Genomic DNA, 26,230 nt, shown 5'->3' with positions numbered 1-26,230 from the left:
AGGCGCCGTCAAAGGAGGTCGAAGATGTCGTATCGCGTGTCGACGCAGGTCTACAGCGGACCGTTCGACCTGCTGCTGCAGTTGGTAACCCGCCAAAAAGTTGATATCGGCGCCATCTCTATCAGCGAGGTGGCCGAGCAGTACCTGGCCGAGGTCGAGCGTATTGAGGCGCTGGACCTGGACGTGGCGAGCGACTTTTTACTGGTCGCGGCAACCCTTTTGGACATCAAGGCCGCCTCGCTGGTGCCGCAGGAGGCCCCGCGCAAAGCCGACGACGATGACGAGATTGACGAAGACCTCGAAGAGCTCAGCGCGCTCGACGGCGACGCCCTGCGCGAGGTCCTGATCCAGCGCCTGATCGCCTACAAGCAGTTTAAGGGTGCGGCGGCGGCTCTTGGCGCGCGCATGCAGGCCGAAAGCCGCATGCATCCGCGCGTGGCCGGTCCCGACCCCGAGTTTTTGGGCCTTATGCCCGACTACCTGGCCGGTATCACGCTGCGCGGCCTCGCCGTCATCTGCGCCGACCTTGACGGCAAGCGCCAGACCTTCCTGCTGGAGGCCGAGCACGTGGCGCCGCATCGCGTGCCGCTCGACCTGACGGTGGCCTCGGTCGACCGCTTTACCATGGCGCACCAAACCTGCACCTTCCGCGAGCTGTTAGACGGCGACGCCACCACCGAGCAACTCGTCGTCACCTTCCTGGCCATGCTGGAGCTCGCCAAGCGAGGCTCGCTCACCCTGAGCCAGGACGAGATCTTTGGAACCATCCGCATCAACCGCGTCGAGGGCGCCGAGGCATACGTGCCCGGCGAGGGCCCCGAGCTCACCGAATAGGAGCGGCAACCATGTCAACCCTTTCTACGCTAGAGGCAAACAGCCTCAAAGGCGCCCTCGAGGCGCTCCTGCTGGTTTCGAGCGATCCGGTGAGCGCGCCCGCGCTGGCAGATGCGCTGGATATCGCCCCGGGCGAGTGTGCGTCGCTTTTGGCCGAGCTCAAAGTTGAGTACGAGGAGGCCAATCGCGGCTTTCAGCTGCGCGAGGTCGCCGGCGGCTGGCGCCTGTTTACGCATCCCGCCTACCATGACGTGGTCGAAGCTTATGTGCTGAGCTGGGACACGCAAAAACTGTCGCAGGCGGCGCTCGAGACTCTTGCTGTGATCGCCTACCACCAGCCCGTCACGCGCGAGGTGGTCAAGGGCATCCGCGGCGTCAACTCCGACGGCGTCATCGCGTCGCTCGTTGACAAGGGTCTGGTGCGCGAGCTCGGTCGCGACCCCCAGCGCGGTCAGGCCATCATTTACGGCACGACCAACGCCTTTTTGGAGAAGTTCGGTCTGCGCTCCACCCGCGACCTGCCCGATCTGGAGCAGTTTGCCCCCGACGAGCAGTCGCGTCAATTTATCCGCGAGCGCCTGAGCGGCCGCAGCATTCAGTCTACGCTCGAGGAGCAGGTCGAGGACCTGGACGAAGAGCGCGAGCTGCTGGATACCGATGTTGAGGATGTCGAGGCAGTCGGTGGCGAGGGAACACTTGCCGTCGACGACGCTGCGGAGGATACGCATGACGAGGACTAGCGAAGCAGGGGAGACGCGCGCCGCCGGTGCCACGGGCGCACCCGCGACCGACGCCCAGCCCGTCTACCCGCACACCATGCGCCTGCAGCGCTTTTTGGCGCGCGCGGGCGTGGCGAGCCGCCGCGGCTCGGAGGACCTGATGACCGCCGGCCGCGTGACTGTCAACGGTCAGGTCGCGACCGAACTGGGCACCAAGGTCGATGTGGACCGCGACCATATCGAGGTTGACGGCATGCCCGTCAAGCTCAACCAGGGCGCCGTGTACCTGATGCTCTACAAGCCGACCGGCTACCTCACCACCATGAGCGATCCGCAGGAGCGCCCCTGCGTGGCCGACCTGGTCCCGCGCGACCGCTTTCCGGGGCTCTTCCCGGTGGGTCGCCTGGACCGCGACACTACGGGCCTTTTGCTCTTTACCACCGACGGCGACCTGTCGCAGGACCTGCTGCACCCCAGCAAGCACGTCTACAAGACCTACCAGGCGCTGGTGGACGGCCACCTGACCGATCGCGACTTGGAACCGCTGCGCCGCGGCATCGAGCTCGACGACGGCCTCTGCCAGCCGGCAATCTGCCGTGTCATCAGCGCGCGCGAGGCCGAGGCGGTGGCTCCGCAGGGTGTGACGCCCGGCACAACCGCCGTGGAGGTCATTATCCGCGAGGGGCGCAAGAACCAGGTCAAGCGCATGCTGAGCAAGATCCACCACCCGGTGATCCGCCTGCACCGCTGCAACTTTGCCGGCCTGGAGCTCAAGGACGTGGCCAAGGGCTCGTGGCGCGAGCTCACCGACCGCGAGGTGCAGATCCTCAAGGCCGGCGGCATCCCGCCTAAGCAGGCCGGCGCCAAGCGCGGCGCTGCGCCGGCGACCAACACCGCGAGCCGCACGCGTCACCACGGCAGCCACGGCTCCGCGCCCAAGCGCAACACCTACCGCGAGCGCTACACGGGCTAGCCAGTCCGCCAAGCCGCAGCGCCCGCGTCCCATACCAGCACGTCAACCACCGAAAGGAAGCATTGCATGATCGTCGCCATCGACGGCCCCGCCGGATCCGGCAAGTCCACCATCGCCAAGGAGATCGCCCGCCAGCTGGGCTTTAACAAGCTCGACACGGGCGCCATGTATCGCGCCGTCACCTTCGCCGCGCTCGACCGAGGTATCGATCTGGACGACGAGGCAGCCATCGATGCCCTCGCCGAGCAGATCGAGATCCGCTTTACCAACGGCGCCGGCGAGGACACGCGCCTGACCATCGACGGCGCGGACGCCTCGGCTGCCATTCGCACCCCGCAGGTGGACGCTAACGTCTCCAAGGTCTCGGCCTACCCGGGCGTACGCGCGGCCATGCTCATCCATCAGCGTCGCGCCGCCGAGGACCGCGACATCGTGGCCGAGGGTCGCGACATCGGCACCGTCGTGTTCCCCAACGCGCAGGTCAAGGTGTTCCTGACCGCCGATCCGCGCGAACGCGCCCGTCGCCGCGTGCTGCAGCGCCACCAAAACGACGCCCAGCCGCCCACCGAAGAGCAGCTCGAGGCGGAGGTCGACGAGACCCTCGACGCCCTCAAGCAGCGCGACAAGCTCGACAGCAGCCGCGAGGTCGCGCCGCTTGTGCCCGCCGAGGACGCGGTGCACGTCGACTCCACCGCACATACCATCGACGAGGTCGTCTCGATAATCGAGGACCTCATCAACCAAAGGAGGTAGCTCATGCGCCTGTTTAAGCAGACGCCCGAGGATTACTACAACGCGCCTTATGCCGAGTTCCCGGCGCTCATCCGCGGCACCGTCGCCGTGGTCATGGGCATCCTGTGGGTCTTCTCCAAGCTCATGTGGCGTTGGAAGGTCGAGGACAGCGTCCTGCTGTTTGAGCGCCAGGAAGGCCGCGGCAGCGTGGTCATCTGCAACCACACCTCGATGGCCGAGCTCCTGGCTGTAGAGACGGCGCTGTTTTTTGGCGGCCGCCGCGTTCGCCCCATCTTTAAGTCCGAGTTTGCCAAGAGCAAGATCGTGCGCTGGGCCTTTAGCCGCGTGGGCGGCATTCCCGTCGAGCGCGGCACCGCCGACATGAAGTGTCTGCGCGCCGCCCAGCATGCGCTGCAGCGCGGCGAGGACGTCCTGATCTTCCCCGAGGGCACGCGCATCCGCTCGCGCGAGATCAAGCCCGAGGTCCACGGCGGCTTTGCGCTCATTGCCCAGATGGGCAAGGCACCCGTCAACCCGCTCGCCATCTGCGGCTGGTCCGATATCACGCCTGCGGGCAAAAAGCTCATGCGCCCCAAAAAGTGCTGGATTCGTGCCGGCAAGGCCATCTCGCTATCCGATGCACCGGCCGAGCTCAAGCGCAAGGAGCGCCTGGCATGGTTTGAGTCCGAGGCCATGAGCCGCGTCTACGCCATGCGCGACGACCTGTGCGCCGAGCACCCCGGCAGGTTCTAGCCATGGGCGAGAACGTCATGAACACCGTCGAGGCTGCGCCCGGCAAGGCAGACGTCCCCACCATCGAAATCGCAGCGCATGCCGGTACCTGCTACGGCGTACAGCGCGCGCTCGACATGGCGCTGGCCGCCGCGCCGCAGGCAGGGGAGAGCGCTCAGGTCCACACGCTGGGTCCGCTCATCCATAACCCCATCGTGGTGCTCGAGCTCGCCGAGGCAGGCGTTGATCTGGCCGACACCTTGGATGACGCCGCGTCGGGCACCGTGATTATCCGCGCGCACGGCGTGGTGCCGCAGGTAATCGAGGCTGCTCGCGAGCGCGGCCTTACCGTGGTCGATGCCACCTGCCCCTACGTCAAGAAGGTCCATGTGGCGGCCGAGCGCCTGGTGCGCGAGGGCTACCGTGTGATTGTCGTGGGCGAGCCGGGCCACCCCGAGGTTGAGGGCATCCTGGGCCACGCCGGCGATGACGCGCAGGTCGTGAGTTGCGCTGCCGATGCGGACGCGCTGCCGCTCAAGGGCAAGGTGGGCCTGGTTGTGCAGACCACCCAAACCGCGCAGAACCTGGCCGAGGTAGTGGCCTCCATCACCCCGCGCGTGCAGGAGCTGCGTGTGATCAACACGATCTGCGCTGCCACGAGCGAGCGCCAGCAGGCGGCGGCTGCACTTGCCAACCGCTGCGACTGCATGGTCGTCGTGGGCGGCAAAAATTCGGGCAATACGCGCCGCTTGGCACAGATTTGTGCCGATGTCTGCGAGCACACCCATCACATCGAGGAAGCATCCGAGCTTGAGGCCGCATGGTTTGCCAACGCGCGCCACATCGGCATCACCGCCGGAGCCTCAACTCCGCAAGAACACATCGAACGCGCCGTTGCGCGCATCAAGGAGCTTTGTCGCTAATCATGGACCAGACCGTACCCGCATACGCCGCCGAGGTGGCCGATTACGGGCGCAGCCGCGACCCCGAGCCGGGTGAGGGCGCGCTCGTAAAGAACGTGCGTCCCGAATCGCCCGCATGGGATGTGGGTATCGAGCCGGGCATGCGCGTGCTCACGGTCAACGGTGAGGCACTCACCGATATGATTGTGTGGCTCTGGGAGGCCGACGAGGACACCGTCGAACTTGAGGTATTCGACCCGCGCGACGGCACCGTCACCCCCGTCGAGCTCGATCGCTTTCCCGGCGAGGACTGGGGCCTTGAGTTCGACGGCCCTATCTTTGACGGCATGCGTACCTGTGTGAACGCCTGCGTGTTCTGCTTTATGACCATGCTGCCCAAGGGCGGCCGCTCCACGCTGTATATTCGCGATGACGACTACCGCCTGAGCTTTTTGCAGGGCAACTTTGTCACGCTCACGAACCTTTCCGACGAGGACGTGCAAAACGTTATCGACCGCAACATGAGCCCCATGAACGTGTCGGTCCATGCCGTAAGCCCCGACGTCCGCCGCCGCATGATGGGCCGCAACGCCCAGCGCGGCATGGACGTGCTCGAGGCCATCATGGCCGCCGGCATCGAGATCCACGCGCAGATTGTGCTGTGTCCCGGCATGAACGACGGCGAGGAGCTGCAAAAGACCCTACGCTTTTGCGAGGAACACGAGCAGATCACGAGCCTGGGCATTGTGCCGCTCGGTTTTACCAAGCACCAGAGGCGCTTTACCTGGTCATACAGCGACAAACCTGAGCTCGCGCGCGAAACCATTGCCATGATCCGTCCCTTCCAGGATCGTGCCTACAAGCGCTTTGGCCGCCACACCTTCCAGATGAGCGACGAGTTCTATCTGGACGCCGGCATCGAGCCACCCCAGGCCGATTTTTACGACGGCTACCCGCAGTATTACGACGGCATCGGTATGATCCGCTCGTATCTGGACGAGACCGACGACGTGCTTGCCGCCGACGCCGAGCGTCTGGCCTGCGTCCGCGAGGCAATCGCCGGGCGCAACCAGCGCCTCCTGTGCCTCTGCGGCACCAGTGCGCGCGACACCGTGGCGCGCTTTGTGGAGTCGCCACGGGGCCTTGCCGGCACCGTCACCGCTATCGAAAACCGTTACTTTGGCGGCAACGTGGACGTGACCGGCCTCATCGTCGCCTGCGACATTCTGGAGCAGCTGCCGCAGGACCTCTCGGGGGTTATGCTCTTTGTGCCTAAGCTCATGTTCAACGCTGACGGCATGACGCTTGACGAGTATCATCGTGACGATTTACTCGCAAGCCTTAAAGCTCGCGGCGCCGAGGTTCATGTGGTATCGACCATGCCGCATGAGCTGCTCGATACCCTGGAGCATATCCTTGGCATTGTGCCCGCAGACTCTACTAATTCCGCTGACCCTACCCATTAAAGGAGTGCAGATGAAACCTATCGTCGCCGTCGTCGGACGCCCCAACGTGGGCAAGTCCACGCTCGTTAACCGCTTGGCCCAGACCTCGGACGCCATCGTCCATGAGTCCCGCGGCGTAACACGCGACCGCTCCTACCACACGGCCGATTGGAACGGCCGCGAGTTCACCATCGTCGACACGGGTGGCATCGAGCCGCTCAAGAGCGATGACGTCTTTGCCACGTCCATCCGCGACCAGGCCCTCGCCGCCGCCGAGGAAGCCGCCGTCATCCTGTTTGTGGTCGACGGTCGCACCGGCGTCACCGAGGAGGACGAGTCGGTCGCCCGCATGCTCAAGCGCTGCGACAAGCCGGTCTTTCTGCTGGTGAACAAGCTCGACAACCCCGATCGCGAAAACGACAGCATCTGGGAGTTTTATTCGCTCGGCATCGGCGAGCCAACGCCGCTCTCGGCCCTGCACGGCCACGGCACGGGCGACCTGCTCGACGACATCGTTGCCCTGTTGCCCGAGGAGGAGGACGAGGTCGCCGACGAGTTCCCCGACGCGCTGAACGTCGCCATCATCGGCCGCCCCAATGCCGGTAAGTCCTCGCTGTTCAACCGCATCCTGGGCGCCGACCGCTCTATCGTGTCAAACATTGCCGGCACGACGCGCGACGCCATCGACACCGTCGTGGAGCGCAACGGCAAGCACTACCGCATGGTCGACACCGCGGGTATTCGCAAGAAGAGCACCGTGTACGAGAACATCGAGTACTACTCCATGGTCCGCGGCCTGCGCGCCATCGACCGTGCTGACGTGGCACTGCTCGTCGTCGACGCCTCCGTGGGCGTTACCGAGCAGGACCAGAAGGTCATGGGCTTGGCCATCGAACGCGGCTGCGCCATCGTCGTTCTGCTCAACAAGTGGGACCTGCTCGACGACGACCGCAAGCGCGAGGCCTGCATGGAGACCGTCGACCGCCGTCTGGGCGTCATGGCTCCCTGGGCCCAGTACCTGCGCATCTCGGCCCTGACCGGCCGTGGCGTCGAGAAGATCTGGGCAATGGTCGACGCCGCCGAGAAGACGCGCTCGCAAAAGATCACCACCTCGCGCCTCAACACCTTCCTTACCGACCTGCGCGAGTTTGGCCACACCGTGGTGGACGGCAAGCGCCGCCTGCGCATGCACTACGTGACCCAGACGGGCGTTAACCCTCCGACGTTTACGTTCTTCGTCAACCACAGCGACCTGGTCAACGACACCTACCAGCGCTATGTGGAGAACCGTATGCGCTCTACCTTCGATTTTTCCGGCACGCCCATTCGACTCTTCTTTAGGAAGAAGGAGCAAAAGGATGCATAATCCGATTCTGCTGACCGCCATCTGCGCCGTGGTCTCGTTCTTTATCGGAGCGATTCCGTTTGGCCTGATCCTGGGCCGCGTGTTCAACCACACGGATATTCGCAAGGCGGGCTCCGGCAACATCGGCACCACCAACGCCCTGCGCGTAGCCGGCCCCAAGGTCGCCGCGCTCACGCTGCTGCTCGACTGCTTGAAGGGCGCCATCTGCGTCCTTATCGCGCGTCCGCTCATCGCGAGCGTGGGCTATGGATTCACGGTGAGCATCATGGCTCCCGGTGCCGCCGGCGACTGGATGCTCGGCGTCATTTGCCTGGCTGCCGTGTGGGGACACATCTTCTCGCCCTACCTCAACTTCCGCGGCGGTAAGGGCATCGCTGTGGGGCTGGGCGTCATACTGGCCTGGTACTGGCCCATCGGACTTTCGCTACTGGGCATGTTTATCGTGGCCGTCGCCATCACCAAGTATGTGTCGGTGGGCTCGCTTGCCGCGGCCATCGGTCTTCCCATCGCCGCCTGCGCGGTCTTTCCGTACAGCAGCCTGGGCCTCAAGTTTTGCATGGCGATGATCGGCATCACCGTGGTGTGGGCCCATCGCGCGAACATCAAAAAGCTCATGACGGGTAAGGAATCCAAGCTCTCGTTTACCAAGCGCGTCACCGAGCCCGACGATAAGTAGGAGAGAGTCATGAATGTTGCGCTGATTGGCTCCGGCTCCTGGGGAACCGCCGTCGCCGGCCTTGCCGCCGCGCGAGCCGAGCGCGTGACCATGTGGGCCCATAGCGAGCAGACGGCCGCCGGCATTAACGGCGAGCACCGCAACCCGCGCTATCTGGTGGACTACGTGCTGCCCGGCAACGTCGTCGCCGCCACGGACCTGTCGCGGGCGCTCGACGGTGCCGATGCGATCATCTTTGCCGTGCCCTCCATGCACCTGCGCGACGTGTGCCATCGGGCAGCGCCGTTTATCGCGGACGAGACGCCGGTCCTGTGCCTTACCAAGGGCATCGAGCCCGAATCCGGCATGCTCATGAGCGAGGTCATCGCCAGCGAGATCGGCAACGAGGCGCGTGTGGCGGCGCTCTCGGGCCCCAACCATGCCGAGGAGATATGCCGCGGCGGACTTTCCGCCGCCGTCATCGCCAGCAAAGACTCGCAGGTAGGGGAGACCTTTAAGGACCTGCTCCTATCCACGGCCTTCCGCATCTATCTGTCGCAGGACATGACCGGCGTTGAGGTTTGCGGCGCCATGAAAAACGTCATCGCCATCGTGTGCGGCATCTCCGCCGGTACCGGCGCAGGCGACAACACGCTCGCACTTATCATGACGCGCGGCCTGGCCGAGATCAGCCGACTGGTGCACGCCCGCGGCGGCCAGGCCATGACGTGCATGGGTCTTGCCGGCATGGGCGACCTCATCGCCACCTGCACCTCCGAGCATTCGCGCAACCGCACATTCGGCTACGAGTTTGCCCACGGCGTATCGCTCGACGAGTACCAGGCGCGCACGCATATGGTGGTCGAGGGCGCCGTCGCCGCCCGCAGCGTGAGCGAGCTCGCCCGTTCGCTGGGCGTAGACATTCCGCTCACCTTTGCCGTGGAGCAAACGCTCTACAACGGTGTTACTTTGGATAGGGCGCTCGAGATCCTTACCGACCGCGTCCCCTCTCAAGAGTTCTACGGACTCACCGACTAGCGCAGAAAGGCTACTACCATGGGTTCCATCAAAATCGCTCCGTCCGTCCTTTCGGCTGACATGGCCAACCTCAAGGGCGAGCTCGACAAGATCGCCGGCGCCGACTATGTGCACTTCGACGTCATGGACGGTCACTTTACCGGCAACCTCACCTTTGGCGTCGAAATCCTCAAGGCCGTCAAGCGCTCCACCAAGGTGCCGGTCGACGCACACCTGATGGTGTCGAACCCCGACGAGACCGTCGATTGGTATGCCGACGCCGGCGCCGATATGATCACCGTGCACTACGAGGCCTCCACGCACCTGCACCGCACGCTCACGCATCTGCAGCAGCGCGGCGTCAAGGCCGGCGTGGTGCTCAACCCCGCCACGCCCGTCTGCGTGCTCGAGAGCATCATCGAGGTCGTCGACATGGTGCTGCTCATGAGCGTTAACCCCGGCTTTGGCGGCCAGAGCTTTATCCCGGGCACGCTGCATAAGCTCCACGAGCTCAAGGCCATGTGCGAGCGCCACGGTGTGTCGCCCATGATCGAGGTCGACGGCGGCATCTCTTCCAAAAACATCGCCGAGGTCGTCAAGGCCGGTGCCGATGTCCTGGTGGCCGGCTCCGCCGTATTTAAGTCCGAAGATCCCGCCGCCGAGGTTGCGCTGCTGCAGAAGCTGGGCAACGAGGCCGCACAGGAGGCATAAACCCTTATGACCGCAGGTCAAAACCGCATACCCGTGAATCTTGACTATGCCGCCTCGACGCCCATGCGCGCCGAGGCGCTCCTTGCGCAGCGCGAGTACGACGACAGCGAGCTCGCCGGCGTCAACCCCAACTCGCTGCACTCGCTCGGCCGCAAGGCTGCCGCACGTCTGGAGGTTGCACGCCGCGAGATCGCCCGCAGCTTTGGCGCGCGCGTTCGCCCGTCCGAGATTGTCCTAACCAACGGCGGTACCGAGGCCAACCAGCTGGCGCTCCTCGGACTTGCCGAGGGTGCTCGTCAGCGCGATCGTCAGCGCGAGCGCGTGATCGTGTCTGCGATCGAGCACGATTCGATTCTGGACAACCTATCGCTGCTGCGAGCCGCCGGCTTTACCGTCGACCTGGTGCAGCCCTGCCGTGCGGGCTACATCGAGCCTGCCGAGCTGAGCGACTTGTTGGGCGACGACGTCGCGCTCGTGAGCATCATGGCCGCCAACAACGAGACCGGTGTGGTACAGCCTATTCGCGAGCTTGCCGCGGCTGCGCACACCGCGGGTGCCCTGTTCCACACCGATGCCATCCAGGGCTATCTGCATATTCCGCTCGATGTGACCGAGCTGGGCGTCGATGCCATGACCGTTGCAGCACACAAGATTGGCGGCCCCGTAGCCTCCGGCGCGTTATACCTAAAAAGCCGCACGCCGCTGCGCCCCCGCATCTTTGGTGGAGGACAGGAAGCCGGACGTCGTGCCGGCACGCAGGACCTGCGCACGCAGCTGGCCTTTGCCGCTGCCGCCTCGTCTCTGGCGCCCCATGTGGCTCAGGAGCGCGAGAAGCTGCAAGCCCTTTCCGACAATCTCTACGCCACGCTCACGGCCCATCCGCGCATTCACGCCACCATGGGCGACTACACGCAGGCCGACCGTCTGCCCGGCATGGTTTCGATCTATATTGACGGCATGGACTCCGAGGAGCTCATCATCAAGCTCGATGCCGCCGGTTTTGAGGTGTCGGCCGGATCGGCTTGCTCGAGCGGCAGCATGGACCCGAGCCACGTGCTCAGCGCCATGGGCATTGGTCGCGAGCAGGCGCTGGGCGCACTGCGCATCTCCTTCGATGACCGCGTGAATCCGGCCGATCTGGACGACTTTGCCCAGACGCTGCTCTCGATTGTAGGTGCCGCATGATCGTCGCCGAGCTCGAGCGCGCCCTGCTGACACGCTATCCCAAGACGGACGCCGAGCCCTGGGACCACGTAGGCTTATCCGTTGGCGACCCCGACGACGAGATCCGCGGCGTTGCCTGCGCGCTTGACGCTACCAGGGACAACGTGCAGCGCGCCTTGGAAGCCGGAGCCAACGTGTTGCTCACGCATCATCCCGTCTACATCAAGGCGCCCGAGTCGTTTTGCCCGCCCAGCGCAACGCGCCCCCAATGCAGCGCGGCGCTCTACGAGGCGGCCCGCTGCGGGGTGAGCATTATCTCGCTCCACACCAACCTGGACCGCTCGCACGAGGCACGTATCTGCCTAAGTAAGCTGTTGGACGCGGCGCCTGCAAGCTCGTTGGAGCACGTGGACGACCCCGAGGCCTGCGGCCTGGGCGCGCTTGCAACACTCAACGACCCGTGCACGCTGCGCGATCTTGCCGCCCGTGCTGCCACGGCCTTTGGCAGCGACCCACGCGTATGGGGCGATGCCGAGCGCCCGTGCCGCACCGTCGCCATTCTGGGCGGCTCCCTCGGCGACTTTGGCGAGCTTGCCATCGCCGCCGGTGCGGATGTCATCGTGACGGGCGAGGCTGGCTATCACGTGGCACAAGACCTTGCTTTGCGCGGGCTGAGCGTGATCTTGCTCGGCCACGACCGCTCCGAGGAGCCGTTCGTGGATATCTTGATGAACTCTGCGGTTGACGCCGGGGTCGACCCCCGTCATGCGATTAAAATACTGAACCCCTGCCAATGGTGGACTGTGACAAAAGGAGAGAACTTATGAGCGCCGGCGCTACGCTACTCAAGCTGCAACAGATCGATTTGGAGCTCGCCCGCAACAAGAGCGAACTTGCCAATATGCCGGAGCTCAAGGAGCTCGCCTCAAAGCGCAAAACCTATGTAAAGCTTAAGTCCGAAATGACCAAGCTCTATGCTCAGCGCAAGGATCTGGACATTGAGCTGGACGATCTCAACACCACCGAGATCCAGACCAACAACGCCATCGAGGCCGCCAAGAAACGCCACGTCGACGGCTCTGACTACCGCGAGGTCCAGGATCTGGAAAACGAGCTCGCCACCCTGGCCAAGCGACTGGACAAGATTGAGCACACCCGCAAGGATGTCGTTGTCGCCCACAAGGAGGCGCTCGACCGTGAGGCTCGCGCGCAGGCCATCATCGCCAAATTCGAGGAGGGCGTAAAGGCCGACACCAAGGCCGCCCGTGCCAAGGCCGCCGACCTCCAGGCCCAGATTGATGCCGCCACCAAGGAGCGCACCGCGCTTGCCGCTACGCTGCCGACCGACGTGCTCACCGACTACGAGCGTTTGCTCAAGCAGTTCCGTGGCCTGGCCGTCGAGACCATCAAGGGCAACATCCCCACGGTCTGCCACACCGCGCTGCAGGCGTCGTCCATGAGCGACCTCAACCACGACGGTAGTGAGATTACGCACTGCCCGTACTGCCACCGCCTGCTCGTGCTCCCCAACAAGGAAGCCTAACAATGACGACGGCACCCGACAATTCAATGCAACTTGAGGGAAAAACGATCCTGCTGGGCATTACCGGCGGGATCGCCGCCTATAAGTCGTGCAATATCGTGCGCCTGCTGCAAAAGCGCGGCGCCCGCGTCAAGGTCGTTATGAGCGAGCATGCCACCGAGTTTGTGGGTCCGCTCACCTTTCGCGCGCTCACGGGCGAGCCGGTCGCCGTGGGTCTGTTCGACGACCCCTCCGACCCCATCCACCATATCTCGCTGGCGCAGGAGCCCGACTTGGTGGTCGTGGCGCCCGCGACGGCCAATATCATCGCCAAGATGGCCAACGGCATCGCCGATGACCTCATCTCCACCACGCTGCTTGCCACGCCGCGTCCTATCGTGGTCGCGCCGGCCATGAACAATGGCATGTGGAAGGCGCCGGCCACGCAGGCCAACATGACCACGCTGCGCGAGCGCGGTGTCCACGTTGTGGGTCCGGGCAGCGGCTACCTTGCCTGCGGCGATGTGGACACGGGACGCATGAGCGAGCCCGAGGACATCGTCGAGGCCGTCTGCAAGCTGCTCGACCCCGCTCCTCAGGACCTTGTGGACAAGCGCATCGTGATCACCGCCGGCCCCACGCACGAGCCGATCGACCCCGTGCGCTTCATTGGCAACCGTTCATCGGGCAAGATGGGCATCGCCCTGGCGGGGGAGGCCGCTCGCCGCGGTGCCGCCGTCACGCTTGTGCTGGGGCCGACATCGCTCGACGTTCCCCGCGGCGTGGAGTGCGTGCGCGTGCAGACCGCCGCAGAGATGCTCCAGGCTGCGCTGAGCGCCTTCCAGACGGCCGACGCGGCCATTTGTGCCGCCGCCGTCGCCGACTACACGCCTGCGGCCCCGGCGGACCATAAACTCAAAAAGGCCAACGAGCGCCTGGATCGAATTGAGCTCGTCGAGACCGTTGACATCCTGGCCGAGCTCTCACGCCAAAAGGGCGATCGCCGTGTAATCGGCTTTGCGGCCGAGACCGATAACGTCGTGGAGTACGCGCAGCGCAAACTCGTGCGCAAGGGTTGCGATGCCATTATCGCCAACGATGTCTCGCGCGCCGATTCGGGCTTTGGGACCGATACCAACAAGGCCTGGATAGTGAGCACAGCGGGCACGCAAGAACTTCCCGTACTAACAAAACCCCAGCTCGCAGATACAATTTTAGACTTGCTTCAAAATTTGTAAAAAAGTTCTTGCACAAGGACAAAGTTTCGGGTTACTATACTCCCTGTTGCGAGCGAGAGCAGAGCAACAAACATAAGCTTCGGGACGTGGCGCAGCTTGGTAGCGCACTTGACTGGGGGTCAAGGGGTCGCTGGTTCGAATCCAGTCGTCCCGACCAGAAGTTTGCAGGTCAGGCACCTAGTGCCTGACCTTTTTTTATCAGGAATCATCAGGGAATCACCGGAGAATCACCGGCTGTTTTTTAGCCAATAAAGACACGCCCTTCTACCTGCACTTTTGTAGAATCTCGGTTTTAATGGATCCCCCCTTCACTTTCTTTCCATATTTGTTGAATTCACTGATTCGTTTTGATTCCACATTTGTAGTCTATCTAGCCTAAATTTTTCTACATACGCGAAAATCACCTACCTGTGCCTAGCTACTGCGGCTACGACATCCAAGCCAACTGTCCCGCCCTGCTTCACTAATTCCCCGCACGTTCGCACGGAACCCCGACACCGCCCAAGGGCCGCGATACTTTTACGATTTCTTTCGGCAGCGAGAGGAAGGCTTCCGTGCCTGCCGAAACAAGGCACTGCGCACCAAAAAGCTAACGCCGCGGGTATTAAGCCGACACCGCTACGGTGCCACCGGCCATCGCTGCGGGCACCTGCGGCGTAATCGCCCCAGAGTCCGCCATCTGGGCCGCCATGCCGGCGAAGTCCTAGGCGACGGCGTGAGCGTGCGGCTCAGGGCGGCGTTCGCGCCGTCATTCTCGTGCGACCTCAAGAGAGTGCGTCGGCGCGGGCTCGACTAGGGCGAGCTCGCCACCGTCATCGACTTCATCGTCGAGAACGCCCCGAAGCGCTGGAGGAACTTCATAGACGCCGCATGCGCACGCTCAAGGGCGCATTGAGGGGCAGGGCTGAGGGCTTGAGGATCGGGGCTTGGGACTAGAAGGGGGCTCGGAAGTCGCGGGTCAGGATTCGAACATCGACCCACGCGCTTGGCGATTCTTACCAGTTCAGACGGCTTGCAGGCTATTCGCGCTGCGGGAGAGACTCGCACCACTGCAGCAATGCGCTCAACATAGCGGGCTTGTCTTGCACGAACTGTTCACGCCTCACACCACGGCGCGGCTCAAAGCGAATGACGTAACCCCTGTTGTCCAGGTACACGTCATAGCTTTCGGGGGCGCCGGGCAGGTTCAGCGCTACATGGCGCGTGCTGCGAATGCGTTGCGGCGCCTCCGTAAGAGACTCGTTGGGCAGCTGACCGCCGCATATCTCTTCTAGTGCGCGGAAGCGGCGTCCGAAGCTCAGGTAACCGTGGCAACCGCTGTCTGCATGCCCGGCACAGCAGAACTGCGTTTTATAACCCTTATCGTTCAGTATGCGCACATGGGGCTGCAGCTCGTGGTCGATTGCTACCAGGTGATCAGGGCGCTTGCCGCATTCACATTCGCTCAAGGGCTTAAAGCACTTCGGGCACACGAACAGCATGCACTTCATGGTTTGCTCGGGCGTGAGCTCCCTGATTCCCAGGGCTGCGATTTCTGCCGCAGGGGCTTCGGGCTGCACGCAGGGGCAGCCGCTTGCGCGCAGAATTGCGTCGATGCGAGCCACGGTGGTGCGCTCCATTTTCAGGGCGATGGCTTCGTCGCGCATCGCGCCAAACGCTTCGATGTCTTTCGTAACTGCAGAAAGCGGGGTTCGCCGAGAGATGTACACGAATGCGTTCTTTTCCCTCGCAGCGGGTTCGCCCTCAATCTTCACCGTGACGCCGGCTTTTGCATAGGTGCCGTACTGCACGCCATTCGCTTTGTCCAGCGTCTGGACCTCGCCCCGCGTGAGACCATGCCACAGCACGCCTTCCACAAACGATCCTTCCATGCGCATGATGGTGGGACGGCCCTTCGCGTCGCACGCCAGCGTGTAGCCATAGAGCTTCGCCTTGGTTGCATAAACATGGTGACCGCCCTCGAGCTTTTTGGCAATGCGGTCATGGCTGATGTCAAAGCCATATGCGAAGTACGGGGTTTCCGCATACTCGCGGGTGTCGGCGGAGTGTTCGCGCGCGCTGAACACCGGGACAGAGGGACGATTAAAGTTGTGCGCGTCAAACTCAGGCAGGCTGTTGCACCAGCCGAGCAGGGTGCGCAGCAGGGCCTTGCGCTGCTTTTCGAACTCATCCAGCGTAAGGGAGTAACTAAGGTCTGCCTGCAGCGCAGGGTCGCTGCTGCGCACTGCGCGGAACCCTTCGGGGACGTCAATCTTGTAACCGAACTCGCCTGGGGTCTTGATTGCCAAGTAGATGCGGTGAGACCCGCAGAAGGTGGCCTCACTCGCTTCCATCACCTGGTAGCGCTTAGAGCGCAGGATGCGTCCATGCTGCTGAAGGCCACGGGGGAAACGGCGTGCGTAGTAACCGGTGTAACGGCATGTGCAATCGGCGATCTGGTGACCTTCACCGCACACGAAGTCGGCGTATTCGCGTGCAGCGGGGAGGTCGATCTTGGCTGCGCCATACGCCGCCGACTCTTCTTGCGCGCGCAAGCGGTCCAGGCTGTCGGCGCGCATGTCGGACATCTGCGCCAAGGTTGCCTCATCAAGCTGCATCACGCGGCCGGCTTCGACCACGCGGTCGATGTAATCGTACTTTTCGGTGTACCTGCGCAGCGGGGTGCGCTCAGAGATGTAGACCATCGCCTCAAGGGTTGCGGGAACCACATCGCCTTCGCGCCCAACGGTCACCGTTTCCTTGCGGTAACAACCAGATGCAATGCCTTCGTAGCGGTCGAGAGACGCCACGTGAGAGCTATCGAGCGCCCACAGCGCGCCTTGCACATGCGACCCCTCGCGCTTGGTGATGGTGAGGTATCCGGCGGTGTCGAACGCCAGTTCATAGCCGTTCAGGGTCGCTTTGCCCAGCAGCACCGCGCCGGGGCAGCGGGTTTCAACTTGATGGATATCAAGGTTGCTACCGTACGCGAAGTTGATGATCGAGGGTGCAGTCTCGGGGTGACGGGCTGAGGCGTTGTTGCGCTTCTCGTTGTACTTCATGGTTCACGCCTTTCGGTGTTGTGATGGGCTTCGGTCGCTCGAGCTGATTGCAGCATACAGTCTGAAGCCGAAAAGGCGTGAAAACCTGAGATTGTCATTTTAAGAAATAGAACGAAAAGGACGGCCATGCACGAAATCGCGCAGGCAGAAAGCGCTGTTCGAGGCGCATCCTGCGAAAGGATACCCGTTCAGAAGGGTTGTTGCCAGTTTTTATCGATTCGATTTTTTACGAGCGCACGAAGAGGTTGCGTTTAGAAAAACGCAAGGGCGGCTGTTTCGCCTGTAAGCAAACATGAAATCGGCCGCAGCGGTACCGCCTGGGAGGGCGGACGAGGGACTTGGCCGCAACCTAATCCCCGGGTGCGGCTGCTACGCTCACTACTTGAGAATCGTAGACCGCCCGGTATGTTCCATCCAAGAGTCGCAACACGAAACAGCGGTCATCTTTGCCTATTTCGGCGGCGTTTACGCATTTCTGAAGATCGGCGTGGCGCGCGTAGCGGCCTTCGAGCTCATCTCCATTTACAAGCCCGACTTTAAGATTGAGACCCATCTTCTCATACATAACGATACGATCCGAATCGTCCACGCCCTTGCTTGAGTCGAAGTCGGGCCTTAGCCCAGCGAGGCGAACCCCTCGCTTATCCAACGCTTTGTCGATTCCGCCCTTGGCGTAGTCGCTCAGCTGGTAATAGATTCTGCGCGCGAGATCATCTGCCACGACGCGCTCTGGGTCCCCGCCTGACCGTTCCGCTCGAAACTCGCCTAATGCCGACAGCATCAGGTACACCTCATGCAATCGCAGCGGCAGAAAGATCGGGTGGGCCGTCGACTTCAGGCCGCCGCGGCTTGTCGGCTCGGCCTTGATGTAGGAGTCGCCAAAACGCACGCCGTCTGCCAGGGCGCTCAGGCGCTTTTGCACCGCCGTGCGCGAGCAGCCCAGGTACGCGGCGATCGCTTGCTGGGTCATTCCCTTATGCGCCGCTTTGAGCAGCATGAGATTTGCCTCGTCCGTGCCTATGAACGACTTGTCCAGGTTGTAGTGGCGCTTTTTTGGGGCGCCGCCAATCTCGTTGCCCTTTTCGAACAGCTCGTGCACGCTCAGGAACAATTCATGGCGGCCGTTGCTTTGGGGGCCTTCCTCTGAGTTGGCATAATCTGCCAGCGCCTTGCAAAACAAGCGATAGTTTTCGTCAGTGACGAAAGTGGGCCACTGCATGTTGTGAAAGCGTGTGCCTTCACGTGTGTCGGCGAATTTCGAATACGCAGACTCAGGATCGCAACCGACCCTTTCCGCAATTTCCGCAACTCTCATGCCAATCCCTTTCGCAACCCAATCACACGCACGAAAAACCTATCAAGCCAGAAGATTGATGTGGCAAAAAAGAAGAAGAGGCATTACACCCCTCCTTCTGGACAGCCTGCACCCCGGTTTCCTGCCTGCCAGTTCGCCCCCCGAAACCCTCGGGGCGCTGTGGGGTCGAACCCCTCCGCATGGAAAATTCTATCGCGGCCATGCCCGCTATGCGTGTCACGCACACCATGCCAAACGTCAGGTTTACCAGCCGGGACTGAGCCCTCTTTCGAGAGCAGGGTTATATTAGCATCTACAAACTCGAAAAACCCTGCCGCATTTGAGGAGTACCAAGAAAACGGTCTACACCTTGAATATCAACCTCATCCGAACACCTCCCGCATTCACACGAACATGTACGGATGAATGCGGGAATCCGATACCCTGAGGGCCGGATCGGCCGGCCCACTAGGCACGAGCGGGACACGGTCCAGAGGATGCCGGAGCGCAGGGTCCCGTGCAGGGAGATCGCGGGGGAGCCGGGCAGGTCGCCCTAGACGGTGAGCGCCGAGGTGCCGTCGCGCCCACCCATGAAAAGAGGGTTTCTTTGCGGGCGCCGCATCCGCACGCCCCCGCAAAGAAACCCTCGCACTCGCATCTCTACCTGCGAACCCGCACGCGCCCTCGCGCACGCGCCGCGGCAGCTGCTAGTCGCGGTAGAACGAGCCCATGTAGCGGATGTACTCGTCCTCGGTGTGGTTGGCCTTCCAGTCGTGGACGGAGTCCTTGTTGCGCTGGCCGGCGATGACGGAGAGCTCCTTACCCAGCTTCTCAAAGGCCTCGTCGACGCACTCCTCGGGGGTGAGGGCGATCTTCATGACGGCCTCGCCCTGCGGGCCGCCGGGGAGGTTGGACAGCAGGCTGGGGGTTAGGGTGGTGCCGAGGGTGATGACCTCGACGTCGACACCGGTGCCCTCGCACTCGCAGGCCACGGCCTCGGTCATCTTGAGGATGAAGGCCTTGCCCGCGCCGTACTGGCCGTTCCAGGGGCTGGAGCTGATGCCGGTCATCGACGAGACGTTGATCACGGCGCCGCGGTCCTGGGCGGCAAAGATCCGCATGTAGTGGTGGAAGCACTTGAGGAAGGTCACGACGTTGACGTTGATCATGGCCTCGTGCTTCTCCCAGGGAGTGTCCTGGATCTTGCCGAAGCTGTGCAGGCAGGCCACGTAGCTCATGAAGCCCATGTCCAGGCCCTCGGTCGCGGCGAAGACGGTCTCGGCAGCATCGGGCTGGCTAAAGTCGGCGCGCACGACCTTGGTCTCCACGCCGTAGGTCTCACGGATCTCGCCGGCGAGCACGTTCAGCTTCTCCTCGCGACGGCCGACCATGACGACATTCATGCCGCCGGCGGCGATCTTCTCGCAGAACGCCTTGCCGACGCCCTCGGTCGCGCCCAGGATCAGGCCCCACTCACCGTACTTTTCCCTCAGGTTCATACTGCATCCTCTCTCTCGATGCCCATGCGGGCACCTCTCCTTTAGCGTGCGGCCGCTCAGCCGCATACGGTACGCCATTATGCGCTGAACAAGAGGGGAGTGCGTTCACGACTTTGCGAACGAACCCGAAACAACGATGAACGGTGTCGGTCTATCACCACAATGAAACCCTTGCAGTATCAAGAGGGGAGGTGCTGGCGGGTGGAACCAAAAGGTGAACGCCGCCCTGGCGTGAGCGGCGTTCGATGTGGTTTTACCCACCTTGGTAGCTATTCACCAGGAGGGCATTGCGACCTCCGGTCGCCTTTGCTGTATCCCCTTGTGTGCCCATGTACAAAGGGATGCATCGCTATTCTGCGCCGGTGCTCGACGAGCGCGTGCGCTGGGCGCTCATCAGCGGCTACCTCTACGGCGTGCGCGACGCGCTGCTCACCCTCAACAATAACTGTAGCTGCAACTACCAACATAGCCCTCGCGGCTACTTCCTGTGAGAGTTTTTTGTTAAAGCAACGGCGCGAGAGTCCTCGTGGCACCCAGCAGCGTCCTCCACATGTCTGGACTCTCTATGCTCGCGCTGGATAGACATCGCCAGAACGGGTATAGTATCGAGAGTTTTGTCGTTTACCAGCGGGGGAGTCCTGTGGGCATCAAAAAGAAGATCAAAAAGGAGCTTATCGGCACCTCCGATTACCCGTCGAATAAGATTTTCACGATCTCCAATTTCATTACCTTCACGCGCCTGGTCCTCACGCTGGTCTTCCTGTACCTGTTTGTGACGGACAACAACCGTGTCGTCGCCATTGTCATCTATGCCATCGCGGCCTCCACCGACTGGATGGACGGTCAGATTGCCCGCATGACTAAAACGGTCTCGTGGCTTGGCAAGGTTATGGATCCCATCTGCGACCGTGCACTGCTATTTACAGGCGTTTTAGGTCTCGTGGTTCGCGGCGAGCTTCCCATCTGGGTCTGCGTGCTCATCATTGGGCGCGATATCTACCTGGGCATCGGCACGCTCATCGTGCGCCACTACCACCGCCGCCCCATCGACGTAGTATTTCCCGGCAAGATTGCCACGGCGCTGCTCATGACCGGCTTCTCGCTCATGCTGCTGGGCTTTCCCGTCGTGGACGGCTGGCATCTGCTGCCCGCCACGTTCACGGCCTTCCCGGGCCTCAACGGCAGCTCGGTACCGCTCGGCATCTTCTTTGTGTATGGCGGCGTCATCTTCTCCATGCTCACCGCTGTCATCTACTCCATTAAGGGTGGAGCGGCCATTAAACAGGCTGTTGCGCATCCAGAGGACGAAGACGTCGACTTTCTTAACCCCGAAATCGAAGACTAAGCCATTGGGGTATTATTACGTACAGTTCATTCTTTGCGGCATGTCCGCGTTAAGTTAGGGGTTGTCATGGACAACATGGTTAACAATATGCCTCAAAACGATAAGACTGCCGACGCAACCTGCGTCTTCCGTGTGCCTTCGAGCGACGTTACCGTTCCCGATCTTATGGCGAACGTTCGCATCACTGCCCCCGTTCTGTCTATTGTCAAGGGGCCGCAGACCGGTGCTGCCTTTGAACTCGAGGATGATGTGACCACCATTGGCCGCGATCCGGCAAACGGCATTTTCCTCAATGACATGACCGTATCGCGTAGCCACGCACGCATTATTCGCGAGGGTCTGGCTGCTCGCATCGAGGACTTAGGCTCGCTCAACGGCACGTGGGTTGACGGCGCTATCGTCAATGCCGCCCCGCTGCACGACGGATCTTCCGTCCAGATCGGTACGTTCACGCTCATCTACCACGAGAGCACGCCGGAGCGCATCGAAACCGGTGAGTAGGGCATGGCCGAACGCAACTATCTGAGTATCGGCCAAGTCGTCAATTTACTTCGAGGCGCATACCCCGATCTTTCGAACTCAAAAATTAGATTTCTAGAAGATGAGGGGCTCATCACCCCTCATCGTACGCCAAAGGGGTATCGCCAATACTCCAAGGAGGACGTTGACCGTCTAGAGGTCATTCTGCACCTGCAGAAGACTCGCTACATGCCGCTCAACGTGATCAAGCAACGCCTGGAAAACGCTACAGATCTCTCCACGCTTGCCTACGAGGTGGGTCTGCTGTCCGATGTTCCGCTCAAGACGGAACCAAAGGAAACCAAGCAGAAACTGCACCCCATCGAGACCATTCCGGATATGTTGGGCGTCGAGATCTCGTTTATTCGCTCCTTGGCCGAAAACGACCTTATTCGCATTATCAAGAGTCCGCAGAACCGCGAGCTCGTCGACGGGCGCGATTTTCCGATTATCCGCTACTGTTCCGAGCTGTCACGCTTTCATATCGAGCCGCGAAACCTTCGTCAGTACGTATCATCCGCCAACCGCGAGTCTTCGATGTTCGAGCAAGTGCTCGTGAGTATGCTTGGCATGGACACCTCCGATGACGAACGCGATGCCAAGCTCGAACGCGCGTTTAAGAAGTTACATGACCTCACCGAGGGCGTGCATACTGCGCTGCTCAAGAACCGCGTATTTGAGTCACTCAACGCCGTAGTCGAGGACGCCGACATCGATGCTCTCGATGAGGAGATCGCACGCTCCGAATCAACCAAGGCCAAAAGCGAAGAGGCATCTGCCTCCGCGGTCCCCGTGCGCGAGGAATCCCTCGTGCAGCCGCTTAAGGTTGTCGCCCCCTCGCACACCGGCACCGCCAGCGCGGACAAATAAACGCTTCTACAAACCAGCCTCCCATGAAAGGTCACGCCATGTACGACTTCGAATCTCACATCGTCGACATCCCCGACTATCCCGAGCCCGGAGTCGTCTTTAAGGACATCACGCCGCTCTTTAGCAATCCCGAAGCGCTTAAAGCCATGGTCGACGCGCTAGCGGAGCATTTCTCCGGCATGGGCATCACTAAGGTTGTAGGACCCGAGGCTCGCGGCTTTATGGTAGGCGTGCCTGTTGCCGTGGCACTCGGCGCCGGCTTTGTTCCTGCACGTAAACCGGGAAAACTGCCACGTAAGACCGTTAGCCAGGAATACGAGCTCGAATATGGAACCGATTCGATTGAGATTCACGTCGATGCCATCAGCTCTAAAGATACCGTGTTGATTCTGGACGACTTGGTCGCGACGGGTGGAACCGTCGAGGCAACAGGTAAACTGGTGCGAGATATGGGCGCAAAGCTCGTAGGTTATGGTTGTATCCTTGAGCTTGCGTTTCTTAATCCGCGCAAGAAGCTCACGCCTTCTAACGAGGACGTTGAGCTCTTTAGCCTGGTAACGGTGGACTAGCCGCTACCCTTAGATACCGGAAAGGAAGCTACATGCGCACAGCAAACACGCACAAAAACATGGCACGCTGCGCTGCTACGGCAACCCTCGCTTGTGTTTTGGGCTTGGGCCTCGCGGCTCCTGCCTATGCCGATACCGCGTCCGATCTTGCCGCCGCTCGTACCAAACTCGAGCAGATCGGTACGCAAACCCAGCAAATTCATGAAGAACTCTCCGCTCAGACGCAGGAGCTTGATCAGACTGCAGGCGAGATCACGCAAAAGCAGCAAGAGATTGCCGAGGGTCAGGCAAAGCTTTCGAGCTACGTTGCCGGTGAGTACAAGACCGGCGGTCTGAGTCTCCTTCAGGTTCTGACGGGCGTCGACGATCTGGGCGATATACTCAACCGTTTGTTCTACTACGGCAAGGTTTCCGACAAGCAGGCCCAGACCATTCAGGAGGTCAAGGACCTTAAGCAGCAGCTCACCGATAAGCAGGCCGAGCAGGAGAAGAACGTCGCCGCGACGCAGAAGAAGGTCGACGAACTCAACGCCCAGCAGGCTGAGGCCCAGAGTGTCGTGAACTCCCTTGATTCACAGCTGCAGGCCGAGCTTGCTGCCGAGGCCGAGGCGAACGCCGCGCTGCAGGCTGGCATAAATGCCAGCACTGCCGAAAAGGCCACGGTGAGCAACGACACCGCCGGTACGACCGAGAACACCAACAATGGTGGCGGTACGACCAACAACGGCGGCGGCAACACGCCTGCGCCCGCGCCCGCTCCTGCTCCCACGCCGCAACCCTCGACGCCCGCCCCGGCACCGGCCCCTTCCGCGCCGAGCCAGTCCGTTGACGGCGGCAGCGTTGTCTCTCGCGCTTATAGCAAGCTTGGTTGCGCTTATTCCTGGGGCGGCATTGGCCCGAACAGCTTTGACTGCTCCGGCTTTGTAAGCTACTGCCTCACCGGCCGCTACTGCCGCCTGGGCACTACCGGCACCTTCATGGGTTGGCCCCGTGTTTCTGATCCTCAGCCGGGCGACGTCGTGGTTAACTCTTACCACACCGGCATCTACATTGGTAACGGCCAGATGATCCATGCTTCCGACTACAGCACGGGCGTTATCATCAGCTCCGTTGCCGCTGGCATGAACAACAATTATATTTTCGTTCGCTATTAAGTGTTTTAACTCAGCTAACGAAAGTGGACCTCGTATCCTTTGGGAGCGAGGTCCATTGTTTTATCTCGACCGCCCATTTTGTGTGTAAACTACAATCTAGTTTTGAATACTAGATATGTGCAGCATCTGTCCAAAAGATAGCTATAATTGTTGAGGAACAACTAGAAAGGACCCTCAATGAGCTGGGCACTCATCTCAGATTCGAGCTGCAATCTTCGCGATTGGCAACCAACCGCACCTCATACCACCTTTGCATTTGCACCCCTTAAGATCCGAGTGGGGGAGCGTGAATTTGTCGACGATCTCTCGCTCGATGTTCACGAGCTTAATGTTGCCATTCAATCGGAATCCAGCGCATCATCGAGCTCCTGCCCAAGCGTAGGGGAGTGGGCTGAGCTCTTTAAGCTCGCCGACAAGACGATATGCATGCCCATCTCCGAGGGCGTCTCGGGAAGCTACAATGCCGCGGCCACCGCGCGTGACATGGTGCTTGCCGAAGAGCCCAATCGTAAGATTTACCTGGTTAATTCGCGCGCAGCAGGCGGAAAGATGGACCTGATCTTCTTACTGTTTGACCGTTATCTAGCAAGTAAACCGGATGCCTCCTTTGAGGAAGCCTGCGCCTACTTCGATAGCTTGGAGCGGAACAGCAAGATCCTCTTTAGTTTATGCAATTACGAAAACCTTGCGAAGGCCGGACGTATCCCCAAGGCGGCCGGTGTTATTGCCAACAAGCTCAACATCCGCATTTTGGGCACGGCGAGCGAAGCGGGCGAAATTGAACTCGTTGGGCATACGCGTGGCGAAAAGAAGATGCTCACCAAGATTGTCGACACCATGGAGGCCGAGGGTTTCACGGGCGGCGAGGTCATCATCGATCACGTTGAGAACGAAGCTGGAGCCCAAGCGCTTGCCGACCGCATTGTGGAGCACTGGCCAGGCTCCAAGACTATCATCATGCCCTGCAACGGCCTTGATTCCTATTACGCCGAGATGCATGGTCTCATCATCGGCTACGGCATGGGCATGGCTTCGGGCCAATAAAGCTCAACCAAGCTAAAACGCGGACGGGACAAAGTGACTGATGGCTCTTTTGCTGGGGTTAGATAGCGATACTTTTTACATCTAATTGCCCGCTGATACCGCGCCTGTCCTGTACGCTGATAGCGCAACGCTCCAATCGTCAAGACTTTGTTTTCCGCAAGCCATTTTTGGATTTCGCACATACGCACGCCGCTAACAAACATAGCGAAAACCTGTTTGACAATCGGCGCGGTTTCCGGGTCGGGTATAAGGTGGTGGCGGTTGTTCGGGTCTGGGATATAGCCGTATGGATATTCCCCGTTGACGCGCTCGCCTTTTTGCGCCTGTGCCTGTTTAACTGCGCGGATTTTCTTGCTTGTGTCGCGGGCGTAAAACTCGTTAAACCAGTTCCGCAAGGGGGTAAACTCGTTATCCTCCCGCGCTGTGTCAACTCCGTCGTTGATCGCGATATAGCGTACTCCGTTTTCGGGAAATACAATCTCTATGAGTTCGCCCGTTTTCAGATAGTTTCTGCCAAGACGGGAAAGGTCTTTGGTAATGACCGTCGCCACTCGTCCGGCTTCCACTTCCTGCAACATCGCTTGCAGCCCCTCGCGCTCAAAACTCACGCCGGAAAATCCGTCGTCCACAAAAAACTTGGCTCTTCGGTGGTTTCTGTGGGAGAGATTCCGGCATAGGCCCAGCTCAGCGGGCGAAAACAACGATCTGGAACTGAAACGGCCCCGGGAGGGGCCGTTTCCGCGTCATCCGCCTATGATTGCTAAGCCAAATTGATAGTGTCGAGAAAGTTGGTGTAGTGCCCGATCCGAAGCGAGTCGGCCCGGCGTCCCAGAATCTGGAATACGGTTGATATCCTATGCCGCCTCGACCCTGTCCGCAAGCTCG

The 26,230-nt window shown here is 61.3% G+C and carries 26 protein-coding genes and 1 tRNA gene; 23 read left to right on the top strand and 4 right to left on the bottom strand.

Annotated features, from left to right (window positions below):
- Window positions 1-24: 24 nt before the first annotated feature.
- From ACTQ1S_RS07990 to ACTQ1S_RS07915, 16 genes are all read left to right on the top strand, one after another.
- Window positions 25-834 carry a segregation and condensation protein A gene (locus tag ACTQ1S_RS07990; RefSeq protein ID WP_427748056.1) on the top strand — a complete coding sequence of 270 codons (810 nt, stop codon included), beginning with the start codon at window positions 25-27 and terminating at the stop codon, window positions 832-834.
- 11 nt (window positions 835-845) lie between these two features.
- Window positions 846-1,574, top strand: coding sequence for an SMC-Scp complex subunit ScpB (scpB, locus tag ACTQ1S_RS07985; protein WP_441538761.1), 729 nt, complete (start codon window positions 846-848; stop codon window positions 1,572-1,574).
- Complete coding sequence (locus ACTQ1S_RS07980; RefSeq protein WP_441547473.1) at window positions 1,561-2,526, top strand: pseudouridine synthase; 966 nt, start codon at window positions 1,561-1,563, stop codon at window positions 2,524-2,526. The genes scpB and ACTQ1S_RS07980 overlap by 14 nt, the downstream gene beginning before the upstream one ends.
- Before the next feature lie 66 nt (window positions 2,527-2,592).
- On the top strand, window positions 2,593-3,279 hold the full coding sequence (cmk, locus tag ACTQ1S_RS07975) for a (d)CMP kinase (RefSeq protein WP_441547472.1): 687 nt from the start codon (window positions 2,593-2,595) through the stop codon (window positions 3,277-3,279).
- Window positions 3,280-3,282: 3 nt separating this feature from the next.
- The gene (locus ACTQ1S_RS07970; protein WP_441547471.1) at window positions 3,283-4,011 is read left to right on the top strand and encodes a lysophospholipid acyltransferase family protein; all 729 of its coding nucleotides are present in this window, start codon (window positions 3,283-3,285) and stop codon (window positions 4,009-4,011) included.
- Between the two features lie 2 nt (window positions 4,012-4,013).
- Window positions 4,014-4,913 (top strand): 4-hydroxy-3-methylbut-2-enyl diphosphate reductase, encoded by a 900-nt coding sequence (locus tag ACTQ1S_RS07965; protein WP_441547470.1) that lies wholly within the window; start codon window positions 4,014-4,016, stop codon window positions 4,911-4,913.
- Between the two features lie 2 nt (window positions 4,914-4,915).
- Complete coding sequence (locus tag ACTQ1S_RS07960; protein ID WP_441547469.1) at window positions 4,916-6,358, top strand: DUF512 domain-containing protein; 1,443 nt, start codon at window positions 4,916-4,918, stop codon at window positions 6,356-6,358.
- Between the two features lie 10 nt (window positions 6,359-6,368).
- Window positions 6,369-7,703, top strand: a complete 1,335-nt coding sequence (gene der / locus ACTQ1S_RS07955) for a ribosome biogenesis GTPase Der (RefSeq protein WP_154516463.1) — start codon at window positions 6,369-6,371, stop codon at window positions 7,701-7,703.
- Window positions 7,696-8,379: a glycerol-3-phosphate 1-O-acyltransferase PlsY gene (gene plsY, locus ACTQ1S_RS07950; RefSeq protein WP_441547468.1), complete on the top strand. Its 684-nt coding sequence runs from the start codon at window positions 7,696-7,698 to the stop codon at window positions 8,377-8,379. The genes der and plsY overlap by 8 nt, the downstream gene beginning before the upstream one ends.
- Before the next feature lie 9 nt (window positions 8,380-8,388).
- A complete protein-coding gene (locus tag ACTQ1S_RS07945; protein ID WP_441547467.1) occupies window positions 8,389-9,396 on the top strand; it encodes an NAD(P)H-dependent glycerol-3-phosphate dehydrogenase in 1,008 nt (335 codons plus the stop codon).
- 18 nt (window positions 9,397-9,414) lie between these two features.
- Window positions 9,415-10,086, top strand: coding sequence for a ribulose-phosphate 3-epimerase (gene rpe, locus ACTQ1S_RS07940; RefSeq protein WP_441030938.1), 672 nt, complete (start codon window positions 9,415-9,417; stop codon window positions 10,084-10,086).
- A 6-nt stretch (window positions 10,087-10,092) separates the two neighbouring features.
- A complete protein-coding gene (locus tag ACTQ1S_RS07935; protein ID WP_441547466.1) occupies window positions 10,093-11,271 on the top strand; it encodes a cysteine desulfurase family protein in 1,179 nt (392 codons plus the stop codon).
- A complete protein-coding gene (locus ACTQ1S_RS07930; RefSeq protein ID WP_441547465.1) occupies window positions 11,268-12,077 on the top strand; it encodes a Nif3-like dinuclear metal center hexameric protein in 810 nt (269 codons plus the stop codon). Before ACTQ1S_RS07935 ends, ACTQ1S_RS07930 begins: the two co-directional genes overlap by 4 nt.
- Window positions 12,074-12,793, top strand: coding sequence for a zinc ribbon domain-containing protein (locus tag ACTQ1S_RS07925; protein WP_427748044.1), 720 nt, complete (start codon window positions 12,074-12,076; stop codon window positions 12,791-12,793). Before ACTQ1S_RS07930 ends, ACTQ1S_RS07925 begins: the two co-directional genes overlap by 4 nt.
- A gap of 2 nt (window positions 12,794-12,795) precedes the next feature.
- Entirely contained in the window at window positions 12,796-14,010 is a 1,215-nt protein-coding gene (coaBC, locus tag ACTQ1S_RS07920; RefSeq protein WP_441547464.1) for a bifunctional phosphopantothenoylcysteine decarboxylase/phosphopantothenate--cysteine ligase CoaBC, read from the top strand.
- An 80-nt stretch (window positions 14,011-14,090) separates the two neighbouring features.
- Window positions 14,091-14,167, top strand: a tRNA-Pro gene (locus tag ACTQ1S_RS07915).
- 862 nt (window positions 14,168-15,029) lie between these two features.
- Here the strand turns inward: ACTQ1S_RS07915 and ACTQ1S_RS07910 are convergent.
- From ACTQ1S_RS07910 to ACTQ1S_RS07900, 3 genes are all read right to left on the bottom strand, one after another.
- Window positions 15,030-17,051 carry a gamma-glutamylcyclotransferase family protein gene (locus ACTQ1S_RS07910; protein ID WP_441547463.1) on the bottom strand — a complete coding sequence of 674 codons (2,022 nt, stop codon included), beginning with the start codon at window positions 17,049-17,051 and terminating at the stop codon, window positions 15,030-15,032.
- 349 nt (window positions 17,052-17,400) lie between these two features.
- Window positions 17,401-18,366: a helix-turn-helix domain-containing protein gene (locus ACTQ1S_RS07905; RefSeq protein WP_441547462.1), complete on the bottom strand. Its 966-nt coding sequence runs from the start codon at window positions 18,364-18,366 to the stop codon at window positions 17,401-17,403.
- 686 nt (window positions 18,367-19,052) lie between these two features.
- Entirely contained in the window at window positions 19,053-19,844 is a 792-nt protein-coding gene (locus tag ACTQ1S_RS07900; RefSeq protein WP_154516391.1) for a 7beta-hydroxysteroid dehydrogenase, read from the bottom strand.
- Window positions 19,845-20,185: 341 nt separating this feature from the next.
- On the opposite strand from ACTQ1S_RS07900, the gene ACTQ1S_RS07895 reads away from it, so the two are divergent.
- The 7 genes from ACTQ1S_RS07895 (at window position 20,186) to ACTQ1S_RS07865 (ending at window position 25,345) form a co-directional block, all read left to right on the top strand.
- Window positions 20,186-20,335, top strand: coding sequence for a hypothetical protein (locus tag ACTQ1S_RS07895; protein WP_441015440.1), 150 nt, complete (start codon window positions 20,186-20,188; stop codon window positions 20,333-20,335).
- Between the two features lie 149 nt (window positions 20,336-20,484).
- Complete coding sequence (locus ACTQ1S_RS07890; RefSeq protein ID WP_441536134.1) at window positions 20,485-21,189, top strand: CDP-alcohol phosphatidyltransferase family protein; 705 nt, start codon at window positions 20,485-20,487, stop codon at window positions 21,187-21,189.
- Window positions 21,190-21,255: 66 nt separating this feature from the next.
- Complete coding sequence (locus ACTQ1S_RS07885; RefSeq protein ID WP_195838557.1) at window positions 21,256-21,690, top strand: FHA domain-containing protein; 435 nt, start codon at window positions 21,256-21,258, stop codon at window positions 21,688-21,690.
- 3 nt (window positions 21,691-21,693) lie between these two features.
- Window positions 21,694-22,578: a transcriptional regulator FtsR gene (gene ftsR, locus ACTQ1S_RS07880; RefSeq protein ID WP_154516382.1), complete on the top strand. Its 885-nt coding sequence runs from the start codon at window positions 21,694-21,696 to the stop codon at window positions 22,576-22,578.
- 38 nt (window positions 22,579-22,616) lie between these two features.
- Complete coding sequence (locus ACTQ1S_RS07875) at window positions 22,617-23,147, top strand: adenine phosphoribosyltransferase (protein ID WP_195838556.1); 531 nt, start codon at window positions 22,617-22,619, stop codon at window positions 23,145-23,147.
- Window positions 23,148-23,179: 32 nt separating this feature from the next.
- Entirely contained in the window at window positions 23,180-24,301 is a 1,122-nt protein-coding gene (locus ACTQ1S_RS07870) for a coiled-coil domain-containing protein (protein ID WP_441547461.1), read from the top strand.
- Between the two features lie 177 nt (window positions 24,302-24,478).
- A complete protein-coding gene (locus ACTQ1S_RS07865) occupies window positions 24,479-25,345 on the top strand; it encodes a DegV family protein (RefSeq protein WP_441015448.1) in 867 nt (288 codons plus the stop codon).
- On the opposite strand, the gene ACTQ1S_RS07860 is transcribed toward ACTQ1S_RS07865, so the two are convergent.
- Complete coding sequence (locus ACTQ1S_RS07860) at window positions 25,315-26,046, bottom strand: recombinase family protein (protein ID WP_441015450.1); 732 nt, start codon at window positions 26,044-26,046, stop codon at window positions 25,315-25,317. The two genes, ACTQ1S_RS07865 and ACTQ1S_RS07860, sit on opposite strands and share 31 nt — an antisense overlap.
- Window positions 26,047-26,230: the final 184 nt, after the last annotated feature.

The organism is Collinsella sp. LCP21S3_D3 (assembly GCF_052118305.1).
In the GTDB taxonomy this organism is placed as follows: domain Bacteria; phylum Actinomycetota; class Coriobacteriia; order Coriobacteriales; family Coriobacteriaceae; genus Collinsella.
The sequence above is the reverse complement of the archived record's forward strand: the minus strand, read 5'-3'. Positions and strand labels throughout refer to the sequence as shown.